At 56.3% G+C, this 16,182-nt stretch carries 12 protein-coding genes; 9 read left to right on the top strand and 3 right to left on the bottom strand.

The features are described 5' to 3' along the window. Window positions 1-36: 36 nt before the first annotated feature. The 3 genes from HNV11_RS19715 to HNV11_RS19705 all read right to left on the bottom strand — a co-directional run bounded on the left by HNV11_RS19715 (window position 37) and on the right by HNV11_RS19705 (window position 3,113). A complete protein-coding gene (locus HNV11_RS19715) occupies window positions 37-1,245 on the bottom strand; it encodes an FG-GAP repeat domain-containing protein (protein WP_171741298.1) in 1,209 nt (402 codons plus the stop codon). Window positions 1,246-1,370: 125 nt separating this feature from the next. Further along, window positions 1,371-2,210, bottom strand: coding sequence for an MBL fold metallo-hydrolase (locus tag HNV11_RS19710; RefSeq protein ID WP_171741297.1), 840 nt, complete (start codon window positions 2,208-2,210; stop codon window positions 1,371-1,373). 45 nt (window positions 2,211-2,255) lie between these two features. Next, entirely contained in the window at window positions 2,256-3,113 is an 858-nt protein-coding gene (locus tag HNV11_RS19705; protein WP_171741296.1) for an SDR family oxidoreductase, read from the bottom strand. A gap of 100 nt (window positions 3,114-3,213) precedes the next feature. On the opposite strand from HNV11_RS19705, the gene HNV11_RS19700 reads away from it, so the two are divergent. The 9 genes from HNV11_RS19700 (at window position 3,214) to HNV11_RS19660 (ending at window position 16,116) form a co-directional block, all read left to right on the top strand. Further along, window positions 3,214-3,780: a hypothetical protein gene (locus tag HNV11_RS19700; protein WP_171741295.1), complete on the top strand. Its 567-nt coding sequence runs from the start codon at window positions 3,214-3,216 to the stop codon at window positions 3,778-3,780. Between the two features lie 104 nt (window positions 3,781-3,884). Continuing rightward, complete coding sequence (locus HNV11_RS19695; protein ID WP_171741294.1) at window positions 3,885-4,364, top strand: hypothetical protein; 480 nt, start codon at window positions 3,885-3,887, stop codon at window positions 4,362-4,364. 129 nt (window positions 4,365-4,493) lie between these two features. After that, window positions 4,494-8,357 (top strand): class I SAM-dependent DNA methyltransferase, encoded by a 3,864-nt coding sequence (locus HNV11_RS19690; protein ID WP_171741293.1) that lies wholly within the window; start codon window positions 4,494-4,496, stop codon window positions 8,355-8,357. Between the two features lie 114 nt (window positions 8,358-8,471). Continuing rightward, window positions 8,472-9,764 (top strand): erythromycin esterase family protein, encoded by a 1,293-nt coding sequence (locus tag HNV11_RS19685; protein WP_171741292.1) that lies wholly within the window; start codon window positions 8,472-8,474, stop codon window positions 9,762-9,764. 330 nt (window positions 9,765-10,094) lie between these two features. Further along, window positions 10,095-10,733 carry a gluconate 2-dehydrogenase subunit 3 family protein gene (locus HNV11_RS19680; RefSeq protein ID WP_240163583.1) on the top strand — a complete coding sequence of 213 codons (639 nt, stop codon included), beginning with the start codon at window positions 10,095-10,097 and terminating at the stop codon, window positions 10,731-10,733. Between the two features lie 77 nt (window positions 10,734-10,810). Continuing rightward, window positions 10,811-12,535 carry a GMC oxidoreductase gene (locus tag HNV11_RS19675; protein WP_171741291.1) on the top strand — a complete coding sequence of 575 codons (1,725 nt, stop codon included), beginning with the start codon at window positions 10,811-10,813 and terminating at the stop codon, window positions 12,533-12,535. Between the two features lie 196 nt (window positions 12,536-12,731). After that, entirely contained in the window at window positions 12,732-14,000 is a 1,269-nt protein-coding gene (locus tag HNV11_RS19670; protein ID WP_171741290.1) for an Ig-like domain-containing protein, read from the top strand. Between the two features lie 81 nt (window positions 14,001-14,081). Continuing rightward, a complete protein-coding gene (locus tag HNV11_RS19665) occupies window positions 14,082-14,648 on the top strand; it encodes an RNA polymerase sigma factor (protein WP_171741289.1) in 567 nt (188 codons plus the stop codon). Further along, on the top strand, window positions 14,635-16,116 hold the full coding sequence (locus HNV11_RS19660; RefSeq protein WP_171741288.1) for a hypothetical protein: 1,482 nt from the start codon (window positions 14,635-14,637) through the stop codon (window positions 16,114-16,116). The genes HNV11_RS19665 and HNV11_RS19660 overlap by 14 nt, the downstream gene beginning before the upstream one ends. Window positions 16,117-16,182 lie beyond the last annotated feature (66 nt).

The raw sequence follows: 16,182 nt of genomic DNA, 5'->3' as shown, positions 1-16,182 counted from the left end.
TCCGGCTGTGCACAGCCTCATCAGCTCGGCAAACGGTCAGGGTTTTAGTTGATTCCAGTAAATCAGGACGTTCAGCGTTGCCCGGCCCGATGCGATCAGATCCAAATCACCATCGCCGTCGAGGTCGGCGGCCTGAAGGTCTTCGCAGGCCATTCGTACGCTGTCGTCCAGCGGATAACCCTGGAAATTATCCGTGTCTTGGGGCATAAACAGCCGGACGCCAACTTTCCCTTCGGCATTCGGATTGCGCCAGCCCGCTACGATCTGGTCGTGGCCCACCCCCAAAAAATCACCGCACACCAGCGCGTGCCCCTGGCTGAACTTGTCTGTGAGCACGCTGATTTCCTTATCGGTGATGACTGCGCGCGGAGTTTTGAGCGAATAATAGCCATTTTCGACCTGCAGCAAGCTGCCGTGCATGGGCTGAATGGTCGCAATACCCTTGCCGTTGTTGAACCGCCGGATTTCGCCGATGCCTTCTACGTTGTTGGTGAGCAGGCCGAGCGCGTTACGGGCGGCCTCGTCGGGCATGTAACGCCACGCGCCATTTTTCCATTCCAGAATTTTACCGCCTTCCTTTCCGGCCAGAATCAGACCCGTAGTCGGGCCATCTTCCCAGATTTCAAAGTTGTGCGTCAAATGCAGCGTTGAATCAACCAGGTGTCGCTTCCAGGCACCGCGTGGATTTTTGGGCAGCTCATAACCCCAGACCCGAACGCCCCGGCCTTCGCCGTTTTTGTTGCCCAGCCCGTGCAGCGGCACAACAACCAGTTGATAAGCAGAGCCCGTTTTCGCCCAGCGCATCCGGTGGGTCGTTACCTCATGCGGCAACCGTACCGACTCCCAGAGCTGCGTTGGGTCTTTGGGTCGAATCAGGTAGAAAACAGCGCCGGATTTCGTACTGTCGCTGGTTTCGGCCGGATTCCAGCCGGCCCCTACGGCTACCTCTACGCGCCCGTCGCCATCGAGATCGCGGGCGGCAATGCAGACGTTATCCTGCGGGGTCAGGTTGGCCGCCATAACGTAGCGTGTCCACGGGCTGGTTTTGTTGCCGGGGTTCCGATACCAGACAAACTCTTTCTGATCGGCCATCAGAATATCAGGCTTACGGTCGCCGTCGACGTCGCCAATGGCCAGCCCATAGCCAATGTCAATCTGATTATCAACCACCTGAATCTTGAAGTTCGGCTTGGGCGTCTGGGCGCAAACCAGCAGGGGAGCAAGTAGGAAAAGAAGAAGTTTCATAGGAATGACAAATGCTGTACTGCCTGGGTTTGCCTGTTCTCTCCACAGGCCGCTGAAAAGGTGACTGTTACGGGGTAAACTCAGCCCCCAGTCAGATTTACTCATACTGACCCGCCGGGGCCAGATTACACCGTAATGCGTTCACCCAGTTGCATAACCCGGTAGGGCGTACCCTGCTGTTTGCAGGCTCGCACAAAGTCGGCGGGGTCGGCGGTATTAAATGCGAACAGATCGTAGTGATGTGGTACAACAAGCCGGGCCCCGATGTTGCGGCCAAGCCGGGCGGCTTCGTCGGGGTTCAGGTTACCCGCCACGCGCCGTTCGGGTTTGTTGCCGTTAATGGGCAGAAAGGCTACATCGACCGCGAACGGTTTCAGCAGGTCGACCATGCCCTCGTACCAGAGCGTATCGCCCGAATGATACACCCGGTACGGACCGATCTCCACGACAAAACCCATGAATTTGCAGCGCCCTTCGGCATCGCGTTCGAGTTCATTGTGGGCGGCCGGAACGCCATGAAACACAACGTCGGCTACCGTAATGATTTGTCCATCGTTCATGCCCACCGGCCAGTTGGGCTCGATGCCGAGCCGGTCGGCAACAACCGCGCGGTTAGCTTCGGGAATGACGAGCTGTACGGTTGGGTTGGCGGTTAACAAGGGTTTCAGCGTATCGGCGTCGAGGTGGTCAGTATGGTTATGACTGGACGTAACCACATCAATGCCCGTTAACCGGCCAGGATCAACGACCAGTTCCGAAACACGGACGTGCGGTTTATCGGTATTCGCATACTTGTGGCTCAGGGAATCCGACAGATAAGGGTCAAACAGGAGCTGTTTTCGGTTGTACTGGAGCAGAAAACCGCTCTGCCCCAGCCACCAGATATGCAGCCGGTTGGGCTGGCTACGGGCGGTTTCGATATCGGCGAGCAGCGTATCGTCTTTTTGAAAAGCAGGTTTAAGCATCGGTTCAGAAACATCGTTAAACGTAAATCCCACGCCAGGTCCTGCTCAGGACGTTGGGCGTAGACCGCTGAACCGGCCAATCAGCCAGTCCATGAGTCGGGCGGGCAGGATGGGCAGAACCAGGCCGGTGAGTTTATTGGGCACCAGCGCATAGCGGATGCGCGGCCGGGGTGTCTCATGAATCCGGACAATCTGTTCGCCAAGATAATCGACCGGAAACCCCTGGTCTTCGGCACGCTGAACCTGCTTCAGAAACTTCTGCATGGCCGGGTAATAGGGGGTCTGTTCGTAGGCGCTGATGTCCGTTCCTTTGCCCCAGATAGGCGTTTTGACCGCGCCCGGCCCTACAATCACGACCTCGATACCAAACAGAGCCAGCTCCCGGCGTAGACTGTGCGAGAGTCCTTCGAGCGCGTGTTTAGAGGCTACGTAAGCCCCCATGAACGGAATGGCTACCTGCCCGTTGACCGAACTGATGTTCTGAATCCGGCCCGGCCGTACCGGATGGTTTGGCCGGGCGCCCAGCAGGGGCAGAAATGCCTGCGTTACCTGTATTAGCCCCAGCACATTGACGTCAAAATGCCGACGGATCGTATCGAGAGGCTGGTATTGCAGCGGCCCGCCAATGGCGATACCAGCGTTGTTGATCAACCCACCTAGACCACCGTCGGCGAGTTCCTGCGTAAGTTGCCGGGCGGCTTCATTTACGGCACCGGCGTCGGTTACGTCGAACAGGAGCGGACGGAAAGCTGGGCCGAATTCAGCCTGTAGCCGGTCGGCGTCGGTCGCGTTACGTACACTGCCGAAAACGGTATAACCCTGCCGGATGAACTGACGGGCTGCGCCGTAGCCAATACCGGTCGAGACGCCGGTAATAAGAATATTCCTGCTAACGGGTTTCATGTTGTAAACATACCCATAATCTCATTCAACAAACGCTTGAAATCTGGCGTTATTCCTGAGGCTGGCCCACCCTGAAACCATCGGGCCTGTTACCTCGACCATGCAAGACATTGAACCGTTCTACGGCTGGGAGAAATACTATACCGCATCGGAAGACGAACGATCGCCGTTCCACGAGCGGGAGTATAACATGCAGCAGTACGAAAACGACATATACGGCTATTATATCCACCCGCTCTGGGACGAAATCGGCTCGGAAACGCTCTATTGCAAGATTCTGTTTGCGAACTACGACCGGCAGTTTGTGGTGATCGAACTCTTTGGCGAGTGGAACGATACGCTCCATAACGACGTCATGTACCTGAAGCGGCAGGTCGTGGACCCGCTCGTGGGCGAGGGTATCAAATACTTTATCCTGATCAGCGAAAACATCCTTAACTTCCACGGCTCCGACGACAGTTATTATGAAGAGTGGTTTGAGGATGTCGAAGATGGCTGGATTGCCGCTATCCACTCGCCCGAGTTCATCGAACGTGAATGGAAAAAATATCACCTCGATTATTACATTAACTTCGGCGGTACGCTCGATATCGCCAACTGGCGGACGCTCAAACCCGCCAACCTGTTCGAACTGGTGAACGGCTTAATCGTGCGACGACTAGGTTAAGATAGGACGAACCGGAAAATAGGGGTTTCTGGCCTGGCACGTTCGCTTTGAGTTTATTAGGGCTTTCTTCTTACGTTTAACCAAATCCAATCCTATAGTATCTTATGGAAAATAACCCCAAACCGACGGATGTCGAAAAGGTGCAGGCTGCCAAAACCACCACCGCCGAGAAACTCGAAGCGTTCAAAACCGAAGCGGGGCACCACCTCGAAGCGGCTGCTGCGCAGTTTGATGAATTAAAAGATCAGGTGGTAGCGAAAGCGCAGGAGTTTGGGAAAGACATTGATATAGACGGTATCAAGGCAAAAGCCACGGAGCATTTTGAAGCCGCGAAAGTATCCACCGCCGAAACGCTGGCTAAACTACAGGAGCAGGCGGATGCCGCCTTTGCGGTAGCGGCTGTCAAAGTTGATGAGTTTGCCGACGCGGCCGAGGATAAATTTGAAGAGTTGAAGGTCGAAGCGACCGTACAGCTCGAAGCTGCGCAGGTCAAACTCGACGAACTCAAAGCGGAAGCGGCCCTTCAGATTGAAGCCGCCAAGGAAAAGGCAAAAGGCTTGTGGGATCAGCTGTTTGGAAAGTAGAAGCGGGTCGAATTAGGCTTAAATCCAAACGTACTTTAATCCAGTCGCTACCGGTGGTGCGCTGTCAGCATCAGCTTTATTGGCTATCCGTTGCCCCGGTCTTTCGGCCGGGGTTATCTTTGTCCCCCTATGAGGCTTCAGCTCCGTAAACCCACTCAATCGCTTAACAAGGCGTACGCTAAACAATCCATTACCCAGGACCGCATGGATACCTTCCGGCGGGCGCTGGCGCGGCTGTTCGCGCGCATGGATGAGGACGAATCCGAAGAGCATCAGAAAAACATCGTGGCAGGCTTTCTTCACGAAGCGTTCTACGGCGACCACTTTGAAATCAATACCCGCGAGCGGATTGATCTGGTCATTCATCGCGGGCCCAGCAGCCAGGATTCATTGCCCGGCGTTATCATTGAAACGAAGAAGGCGTTTGCAGCCGAGATGATGACCACGCTCAAGAACAACGTAAAGGCGCTGCATGAGCTGATTCTCTACTATTTCGAAGAGCGCGAACGCCACCAGAATATCGCCATCAGCCAGTTGATCATCACAGATGTGTATAACTGGTTTATCTTCGATGAAAACGACTTCCGGCATTTTTTCTACGACAACGCCAAGCTGCGGAAGCTCTACCAGATCAAGCAGCAACAGAAAAAAGACAATACATTCTTTTATGCCGAAGTGGCCCGGATTCTGCGCGAGCTGGACGACGAGGTGCCCGTTACGTGCCTCGATCTGCGTAAAACCGCCGACGCGCTGGTCCTGCCCCCGGCAGAAGGCAACCGTTTGCTGATTCCGGTCTATAAGCTGTTTTCGCCGGAACATCTGCTCAAGCTGCCGTTTGCCAATGATGCCAACACACTTAACCGCCAGTTCTACAACGAACTGCTCCATATTATGGGGCTGCATGAAACGATGGAGGGTGGGGCAGCCAGCCGGGGCCGTAAGCTCATTCAGCGTCTGCCGGAGCAAGAACGGAATGAAGGCTCACTGCTGGAAAACACAATCAACCAGTTGCGGGTCGATAATGCGCTGGCCGATCTAGATCATCCCGAACAGTACGGGGCCGATGAAGACGAGCAGCTGTTCAACGTCGGGCTGGGGCTGTGCATTACGTGGCTAAACCGGATTCTGTTTCTGAAACTGCTGGAAGGGCAGCTTGTGCGCTACCACCGGGGCGACCGGAGCGTGCAATTCCTGACCTCGCGGCACCTCCGGGAGTTCGACGAGCTGAACGAACTGTTTTTTGAGGTGCTGGCTGTGCCGGAAGCTAACCGACCAGCCGGAATCGTGAACCGCTTCGACCGGTCGCGGCCGGGACCGGTGCCGTACCTGAACAGTTCGCTGTTTGAGCTGACCGAACTGGAACGCAGAACGCTCAAGATCAAAGGGCTGAAAGACCGGCTCGAACTGCCCCTGTTCGGGCAGACCGCCCTGAAAGACCAGCACGGCAAGCGCCTGACCGGTCAGTTGCCAACGCTTCAATACCTGCTGGTATTTCTGGATGCCTACGACTTCTCGTCCGATGGTCCCGCCGAGGTACAGCCCGAAAACAAGCCGCTCATCAACGCGGCTGTGCTGGGGCTGATCTTCGAGAAGCTGAACGGCTACCGCGACGGCTCGTTTTTTACCCCCGGTTTCGTGACGATGTTCATGGTGCGCGAGGCTATCCGCAAGGCCGTTCTGAGCCGGTTCAACGAGCGGTTTGGCTGGGCGTGCGCCGATGTAACGGCTCTGTACAACCGGCTGGGTGAAATCAGTATGGGCGAAGCCAACGCGCTAATCAATTCACTGCGGATTGTGGACCCGGCCGTGGGCAGTGGCCACTTTCTGGTGTCGGCGCTCAACGAACTCATTGCCCTCAAAGCCGAGCTGGGTATCCTGACCGACCGCGACGGCCGACGCCTGCGCCATTACGATATCAGCATCGTAAACGACGAGCTGGTCATTACCGACGAGGATGGCGAGCCGTTTCAGTATTTCGCGCCGGGGCTTGGAAACGCAGCGCGGGGTATTACGACACCCAACCACCGCGCGTCCGGCTCGGCGCAACTCACGGAAACCCAGCGCGTGCAGGAAACGATCTTTCACGAAAAGCAGACACTCATCGAAAACTGCCTGTTTGGGGTCGATATTAACCCGAACTCGGTCAATATCTGCCGGCTGCGGCTCTGGATCGAGCTGCTCAAAAGTGCTTATTACGTAGGAGAAACGGGAGGAAAGAGCAGCGTTCCCTCTTCCTCTCGTCAGCTGCAAACTTTGCCTAACCTCGACATCAACCTCAAGGCGGGCAACTCGCTGGTGAGTCGGTTCGGGACGGGCTTCCGGGTCGATACGCTGCGGAACCAGAGTATGCGGGAGAAGTTTTTGCCCGCCTTTCAGCGGTATAGCGTGGACGTACTGGCCTATAAGCACTGCCGCGATAAAGCCGAGAAAGACCGGATTCGGGGACGCATCCGGCAGTTTCGGGAGTTCATGCACCAGATCGCGCTCGTTGACCAGAAAGACTATGCCGACATTCGCCAGCTCGAAGCCAAACTGGCGCAGTCGGCGCTGACGTTCGATTTCTTTAGTCAGGACGACCGGCTTCAGAGCCTGACCGATCAGCTGGAAGCCAAACGGCGTGCCTTCGATGAGAAACAGCGCGTATTTCAGCAGGCGTTTGAGTGGCGGTTCGAGTTTCCCGAAGTGCTCGACGAAGCCGGGAATTACGTTGGCTTCGATGTGGTGGTGGGCAATCCGCCCTATATCCGGCAGGAGGAACTGGGCGACTACAAGGTGCAGTTTCAAAAGGCGTTTCCGAATACGTATGCCGGTACGGCCGACCTGTACGTGATGTTCATCGAGCAGGGGCTGAACCTGCTGCGGTCCAACGGGCAGTTTGCCTATATCCTGCCGAACAAATGGATGCGGGCGGGCTACGGGGCCAGCCTCCGCAAATGGCTCCGCACTAAAGCCGTCGAGCAGATTACCGATTTTGGCGATCTGCCGGTGTTTGACGAGGCCACGACCTACCCGAGTATTCTGGCGATCCGGAACGCCGATGCTGTTGGAACGCTGCGGGCCGCGCAGGTCGATACGCTGAAGTTCGGCAAGGCGGGGCTGGCGGGTTATCTCGCCGACCGGACGTTCGAGGTGCCGATGGAGTCGCTGCAGGATGGCGGCTGGGTACTCTCCGACGCAACGGTGCAGAACCTGCTCGCCAAACTCCGGCAGACGGGCAAACCCCTGCGCGAATACGTCAACGACAAGATTTTTCGGGGTGTGTTAACCGGTCTGAACGAAGCCTTTGTTATCAACGCCCAGACGCGCCAGCGACTGATTGACGAAGACCCCCGCAGCGCCGAGGTCATCAAGCCGTTTCTGGCGGGCCGCGACATCAAACGCTACCAGACGCCCGTAGCGGATAAGAATCTGATTTTCGCCCGCCGGGGTATTCTGATAAACGAGTATCCGGCAATCCTCGCCCATCTGAAGCAATTTGAAGCGCAGTTAACGCCAAAACCAAAGGGGTATAAAGAAATTTGGAAAGGAAGAAAAGAAGGAACTTATAAATGGTACGAAATTCAATATGAGGTTGATTGCTCTGGAGAATTTGAAAAGCCTCACATCCTTCTTCCGGCGACCAGTAAAGTGCCTGCAGGCGTTTGGAATGAATCAGGAGCATACGCCAATGACAAGACAACGATCATTGGAACGGATAACAAGTATGTACTGGCGATTATGAACTCGCGGGCAACGGACTTCCTGATGCGTCAGATTTCATCCACGAAACAAAACGGTTATTTCGAGTACAAGCCGGTCTATATCGCACAAATCCCAATTCCCGACGTAACGCCCGAAGCGCAGGCTCCGCTGATTGGTCTGGTCGATGAAATTCTGGCGGCTAAGCGCGAAAACCCGAAGGCCGATACGTCGACGCAGGAGAGTCAGCTAGACGAACTCGTATTTGCTTTATACGACCTGACCGCCGAAGAACGGGCGCTGATTCAGGCGTAATGAACATTGCCGTTACGGTCAAACTTTTGTCTATACAGTTGGTTGGATACGTAGGCGTCGGCCTGGGAGTGAAGCCCGCGCCATCAGTTCTTAATAACTGAAACCGGAACGGCTATGACTGACCAACCGCAAACTCAGTCGCAATCCTTTCGTCTGCGCAGCGAGGCCGATCTCGACCCGCTGCTGGAACGCATTGGCGAGGCTCGTTACGTCCTGCTGGGCGAGGCCTCACACGGCACGCACGAGTACTATACCTGGCGGGCGCGCATCAGCAAACGACTCATTGAGGAGCGCGGTTTTTCGTTCATTGCCGTTGAAGGCGACTGGCCCGACTGCTACGCCATCAACCGCTTCGTGAAAGCGTATCCCGGCGCTGGTACCGACGTAATGGCCGTCCTGCAGGGCTTTGAGCGCTGGCCTACGTGGATGTGGGCTAATTACGAAATTGCCGCTCTGGCCAACTGGCTGCGTCGGCACAATGAACACCAGCCCGATGGCAGAAAAGTCGGTTTTTACGGTCTGGACGTGTACAGTCTGTGGGAGTCGGTCGAAGTCCTGAACGAGGTTTTGAAGCAGCAGCAGGACCCGCAAACAGCCCGGCTGGTTGATGAGGTCGTTCAGTGCTTCCAGCCCTACGGCGAAGACGAACGGCGGTACGCTCAGGCAGTGGCCCAGCTATCGGAGTCCTGTCGCCGGGAAGTAACCGCACTGCTGAGCGAAATCCGCCGGAAAGCTTCGTCCTACGATCACGAGCCCGAGGCTGCCCTCAATGCCGAAATGAACGCCTGGGTGGCCGTCAATGCCGAACGCTACTACGAGAGCATGTATTCTTACGAGGAGAACTCCTGGAACATTCGTGATACGCACATGGTCGAAACCCTGAACCGGCTGATGACCCACCACGGCCCGGATGCCAAATGCATTGTCTGGGAACACAACACCCATATTGGCGACGCGCGCTATACCGACATGGCGCAGGAAGGCATGGTGAATGTGGGGCAGCTTGTCCGGCAGCAGCAGGCCCCCGACGATGTTGTGCTGGTGGGGTTCGGTTCCTATCAGGGGAGCGTGATTGCCGGTCGCCACTGGGGCGCGTCGATGGAGTCCATGACCGTACCGCCCGCCCGGTCCGGCAGTGTGGAAGCCCTGCTCCACCGCGAACAGGCCACCGACCGGCTACTGATTTTTGACGGGCAGCCCGACGAACGCTTTTCCAAAGAACGCGGTCACCGCGCCATCGGCGTTGTGTACCGACCCGAGCGCGAGCAATACGGCAATTACGTGCCAACTGTACTGGCCCGTCGTTACGATGCTTTTCTGTACCTCGATCAGACGCGGGCGCTGCATCCGCTCGATCTGCACACTAACGCGGGCCTGATGCCGGAAGGGTATCCCTTTGGCGTCTGAGCCCGGCAACTGACCTGCCCGTGAACACTGCCTGCGAAAATCATAAACCGCCGGGATCGGCATGAAGGGCTAAAATTGTACCAGTCTGCTATGCGCCCGGTGCCGGTTCAGCCTATCCTGACCCGGATTGATTACAAAGTAGTTTGTAAGTAGTTGATAATCTGAAGAGAGCGATCGTTCGGGAGGGGCCGATTAAAGAACTGTCACTTTAATTTATACTCATTATTTTTTCGGCACATTGTCCCTGAATTCTACAATCCAGTCCTTGATTGTTATACATTTGTGTTTCCTTACTTCGTTCTATTTGAAAGTTTAACGCACTCTACGCCTATGAACAGAAGAGACGCCCTTATGCGGGTAGCCCTGCTGACTGGAGCGACCCTGTCGCTGCCAGCGCTGGCCGATACGCTCGAAGCTTCGGTTGCCCGTCGTGCCCTCACCGGCAAACCCGTCTTCTTTACGGCTGATCAGGATGCTACGGTCGCCGAACTGGCCGATACCATCATCCCAACAACCAGCACCCCCGGCGCAAAAGCCGCCCGGGTGAATGAAATTATTGACGTTCTCATAAAAGACTGCTATAAAGAGGCCGATCAGAAGCGGTTCCTCGAAGGGCTGGCCCAGACCAACAAGCTGAGTCAGGACGCCTATGGCAAAGCTTTCGTGCAGCTCGACCCGACCCAGCGTATCCAGATCGTGAAGGCGCTCGAAGCCGACGCCAAGCGGCTGAAAGCTGAGATGGCCGGCACCCGTGAAGTGACGAAAGTCGAGAACTCCCAGGCCGACCTGCAGATGCCCGAGGCCAAGAAGAAATACACGCCGTTCTTCACCATCCTGAAAGACCTGACGCTGACGGGCTATTTCACGTCTGAAGTGGGCTGTACGCAGGCGCTCGAATACGTGGCCGTACCGGGTCGTTACGATGGATGCGTGCCGCTCAAACCCGGCCAGAAGGCGTGGGCAATCTAATTCCGTTATCAGGTCGGCCCGTTGCGGCATGAACACCGCAGCCGCAGGACGCTGTAACGCTACAAACTCATAGACACATGAATCTGAATATCGACGCTAAAAAAGATATGACCTACGACGCCATTGTCGTCGGGTCGGGTATATCGGGCGGCTGGGCAGCCAAAGAACTGACCCAGAAGGGCCTGAAAGTGCTGATGCTGGAGCGGGGACGCGACATCAAACACATTGAAGGATACGTAACCGCCACCAGCAACCCCTGGGATTTCCCGCACCGGGGCCGGATTACCACGCAGGCCGCCGAAGAGTACTGGGCCAACATGCGCACCGGCTACACGGCCAACGAAGAATGGCGTCACCACTTCGAGAACGATAAGGAAAACCCCTACCTCGAAAAACCAAACCGTCAGGTTGACTGGATTCGCGGCTACCACGTAGGCGGCCGTTCGCTGATGTGGGGCCGGCAGAGCTACCGCTGGAACAAGGAAGACTTCATGGCCAACCTCAAGGAAGGCATTGGAGTCGACTGGCCCATCCGGTACGAAGACCTGGCACCCTGGTACACCTACGTTGAAGGGTTCGTCGGCGTTTCGGGAAATAAGGACGGTATCGACGTTCTGCCCGATGGCAACTTCCTGCCGCCCATGCAGCTCAACTGCGTGGAGAAGGAAGCCAAGAAGCGCATCGAGAAATCGTTTCCCAAACGTACCGTAACCATTGGCCGGACGGCTCACCTGACCGAGCCTAAGCAGATGCACTACGACCTGGGCCGGGCGGCCTGCCAGTACCGAAACCAGTGTATGCGCGGCTGTCCCTACGGCGCCTATTTCAGCACGCAGGCGGCTACCCTGCCAGCGGCCATGAAAACGGGCAAGCTGACCCTGCTGCCCGACTCGATTGTGTCTGAAGTGCTCTACGACGAGAAAAAAGGCAAGGCAACCGGCGTTCGGGTCATTGATCAGAACACGAAAGAAGTGCGGGAATTTTTCGCCCGGGTTATTTTCCTGAATGCGTCGGCTTTTGCCAGCACGTCAATTCTGATGAACTCCAAGTCGCACCGCTTCCCGAACGGAATGGGCAACGACTCCGATCAACTCGGCCGGAACATCATGGACCACCACCTGGCGGTCGGTGCCTCGGGTACGTTTGAAGGCATGGAAGATCAGTACTACTTCGGTCGGCGTGCCAACGGGGTCTACGTGCCGCGTTACCGCAACTGGGCCGGCGACAAGCGCGATTACGTGCGCGGCTTTGGCTATCAGGGCGGTGCTGCCCGGGGTGGCTGGAACCGGGGTAACGGTATGGAAGGTTTCGGGGCCGACTTCAAAGAAAGCCTGACCAAGCCCGGCCCGTGGACGATGAGCCTCGGCGGCTTCGGCGAGATGATTGCCGACCCGAACAACCGCATGACCCTCTCGCCCGACCAGAAAGACAAGTGGGGCCTGCCGCTGATCGTGTTCGATGCCGCCTACGGTGAGAACGAAAAGAAAATGCGGAAAGACATGATGAACGACGCGGCCGAGATGCTCGAAGCCGCTGGTCTGAAGAACGTAACGCCCTACAACGACGAGTCAAAACACCCCGGTATCGGTATCCACGAAATGGGAACCGCCCGCATGGGCCGCGATCCGAAGACGTCGGTGCTGAACGCCCACAACCAGCTTCATACGGTGAAGAACGTTTTCAACACCGATGGAGCCTGCATGACCTCGGCATCGTGCGTGAATCCGTCGCTCACCTACATGGCGCTGACCGCCCGCGCGGCCGACTTCGCCGTGAAGGAAATGAAACGCGGTAATCTGTAACAGGTGTCCCGGTATCGCCGGAACGATACCGGGATTGTAATTAATTCAAAACAGGCAGCAGGCATTCGTTCAGGATTTGCCTGCTGCCTGTTTTTTGCCAGGTGTAATGCATTTTGTGTTGATTATCAATACGCCATGCAACCCTTTGATGGGCCGCTTTTGTCTATATCGGTACAAGTGCCTATCAGATTATGCTATGAACTCGTTTACCTCCTTTCGTTTCTTGCTGAGCCTGTTGCTGGCGATGGGGTTTCTGGCCTGCGACCGCGTTGGGCAGGACCTGGCGCCTGCTGTAACGGTCAACAACAGCGACGAAACGGAATTTTATACACTCCCCGCCGAACCGGTAGCCATTGACCTTAAGTCGTTCGTCGATCTGAAGTCAGCCGCTACGTTCACGATCGTCAAGCGCCCGCAGTCGGGCGAAGCGTCGTTTAGCCCCGAGGGACTGCTGATCTATACACCGAACCCGGAGTTTACGGCCGGCCAGGATCAGTTCGCTCTGAAAACAACCGACTCGGACCTGAGCAGCAAAGCCTTTCGGATTACCATGGCCGCCGACAGCAGCCAGCTTCCGTGCCATGCCGGCCTGCTGCCCGATGGCGTAAAAACGTCGGCCAACACGCCTGTTACGATCGATGTGCTGGAAAATGCCCGCTTCTGCAACGCAACCGTTGATCTGAAAAGCGTGGCGCTGGTCCGGGCCCCCAAAAATGGAAAACTCAGCCTCAATGGCACCAGGATTACGTACACGCCGAACCAGAACTTTGTTGGCTACGACGAACTGCTCTATAAAGTTACGGCTACGGTCCAGCAGCCGCGTACCTATGTCGCCACGGTGAAAATTCTGGTTGGTGACATCTATAAAGAATGCAGCCTGACCCTCAAAGACGATCAGGTGAGCCTGCGACCGCAGTTCGTGAGCGACTCGGTGCTGATTGCGCCCCTGCTGAACGACCAGCTCTGCCAGCCCGTCCGTACCGTACCGATTACGATCAAAAAAGGTCCGTCCAACGGTCTAGCCGTTGTGCAGCGGAATCAATACATCGTTTACTGGGCCAGACCGGGCTTTACAGGTAACGACGAGCTGATCTACCAGCGCTGCGACAACGGAAGCTGTCTGCAGGCTACTATCCGGATTAATGTGAAAGCACCCGAGGCCGACTGTCAGCTGACGGCTGCGCCCGATAGCCGGACAATCCAGATCAGCAAACCCGCAGCCGATGTCAAAGCCGGAACGGTAGTGCTGCCGGTGCTGCTCAACGATAAAATCTGTGCGCCATTAGCCGATATGAAAATCAGTGCCAATCCGGCTAATCTCAAGCTAACCGTTAGTAAACAGGGCATTATCACCTATACGCTGAGTGGCAGCCCGAAAGTAGGGCAGCTCTCGTTCAGCTACGAACTGACCGATACCCAGAATAATAAATCATCGGCCACCGTGACCATTGATATTAAAGAATGAGCGTACGGACTATTTTGCAGCGGATAACCGACTTTTTGTTTTGGATGATCCCCGCTCGATAGCCTGTTGGTAAATTCAAGTATGACGGACCTGGAACTCCTGCGGGCGTGTCAGCGCAATGACCCCCGGGCACAAACGGCATTTTATCAGCGATTCAAGGGTCGCCTGATGGGCCTGTGCCGCCGGTATGCCCGCAGCCAGGCTGAGGCCGAGGACATGTTTCAGGAAGGCTTCATCCGCATCTTTCAGCAGATTCATACCCTGGAGCAGCCCGACCGGATGCTTCCCTGGATGAAACGCGTAATGGTCAACTCCGCCATCAACGCCTACCATAAAAATCAGAAACAACGCGCAGAGACCGACCGACTCGACGACCAGTACGCAGCTGCGGTGAGCTACGCCACCGACGATCATCGCGAAACCCTCGCCCGCCTGTCGGCTGACGAAATTTCAGCGTTGGTGCAGGAACTTCCCGATGGATACCGTATGATTTTCAATTTACACGTCGTCGACGGCTATAATCACCCCGAAATTGCCGAACTGCTGGGCATCTCGGAAGGCACGTCGAAATCGCAGCTGGTGCGGGCCAAAAGCGCCCTGCGCGAAAAACTCAAACAAATCGGTATTGTCCGCTATGAACACTCCTGATACCAATTCTTGGGACGATCCGGCATGGAACGATCCCGACTGGGATGATTTGTTCCGGGAGCGGCTGGCCGACTACGAAGCGGAGCCGGCTCCGGATGCGCTGGAACGAATTCTGCTGAATGTAAATGGACCGTCGCCCCAGCCTGTATCGGGCGGAAGGTGGTGGTTGGCTGCTGTTGGGCTGTTGCTGCTAAGTGGCAGCGGCTGGCTCATCTCCGAAATCCATTACGCTAATAAAACATCTGTAAAAGCTGAGGTTGGACAACCCGTTGCCGGAACCGGGGTCGGTAAGTCCGAAATCAACGGCGATGGCCTACCCGTTCCCTCATTGGGCAACGAGCCTGCCCCCGAAGGTCAGCGGGTGGCTAAACCGGCATTGGACACATATTCGGAGGCATTGGTGCCCACTCGGTCCGATGCAGGGAGTCCCCGTCCCGGCAGTCCGCAGCGGATCAATCGGGAACAGACCGGACGAGCTGATCAGCCGAGCCAGAACCGCGTCAACGTAACCAAAATAATTGCGGAGAAAAACCGGCCGGCCAGGATGCCGCCCGAGGAGAACCTTACGTCGTTTCGGAACAGTCGACTCCAGGCATCGCCGGTACGGAGAATAACTGCAATGGACCGTCGTCAGCTTTCTGAGAAATCGGCGCTAACAACCGGAAGTGGGTACGAAACCGACGTTACGTTACCAACTCTATCCGATAGAACCGCCCGGCCCGATGCATGGTCTGTAGCGGCTCTGACCGCCCTACCGGTGCGACTCCAGCCATGGGCTAATCGGTGGCCCGAGATAAATGCAGCATCGGTCCCGACGCAGGCCAGTTTGCTGCGTTCAGCCCGGAATCGCCCCGGCCTCTATGTTTCGGTGATGCCCCTATACAGCTACCGGAACATCAATCCCGTCGCTACCGACGAGGTATACGTCGGTAATATCCGGCAGGAGAAAACATTCGCGTCGGGCCGGACGGGCTGGCGAACGCAGATAGGCGTCGAGTGGACGCTGGGTCGGCAATTAAGTTTACGGACGGGCTTAACCTACGGCCAGATGCAGCAGTCGCTGAACTACAGCGTAAGCCCGATTGCGCCCGACTCCGCAAGAATTGAGTTGATCGACGCGCAGACGGTTCGGGTAACGCCCATTCGGACTACCCGACCGGTGGCCGAAACGACCCGGTATCATTATGCCGGACTAAACGCCGATTTGTTATGGCGGCTGTCGGCCGGGGGCTCGTGGCGCCCGTTCGTGACTGCCGGGGCAACCGTCGGCGGTTATGTAGCGCCGGTCTGGCAGCCGGGTGGGTTTGTGCAGGCATCGATAGGTGTCGAACGGCCATTGACTTCCAGGTTATGGCTTCGGGTCGAGCCAACCGTTCAGTACGGATGGAACCCCGTTTCAGACAAACAGAATCTCTTTCAAATTCGCCCATACACCTATGGCCTAACCATTGGCTTAGGAATTCGATAAAATCTCAAAAAGAGGGAAGCTCCCCTGATTACGACCATCCACTAACCGGGAGGTTGTGATCAGGGG

Origin of the sequence: Spirosoma taeanense (assembly GCF_013127955.1) — a bacterium.
In the GTDB taxonomy this organism is placed as follows: domain Bacteria; phylum Bacteroidota; class Bacteroidia; order Cytophagales; family Spirosomataceae; genus Spirosoma; species Spirosoma taeanense.
Note: the sequence above shows the minus strand (reverse complement) of the source record. Positions and strands in the feature narration are given on the sequence as shown.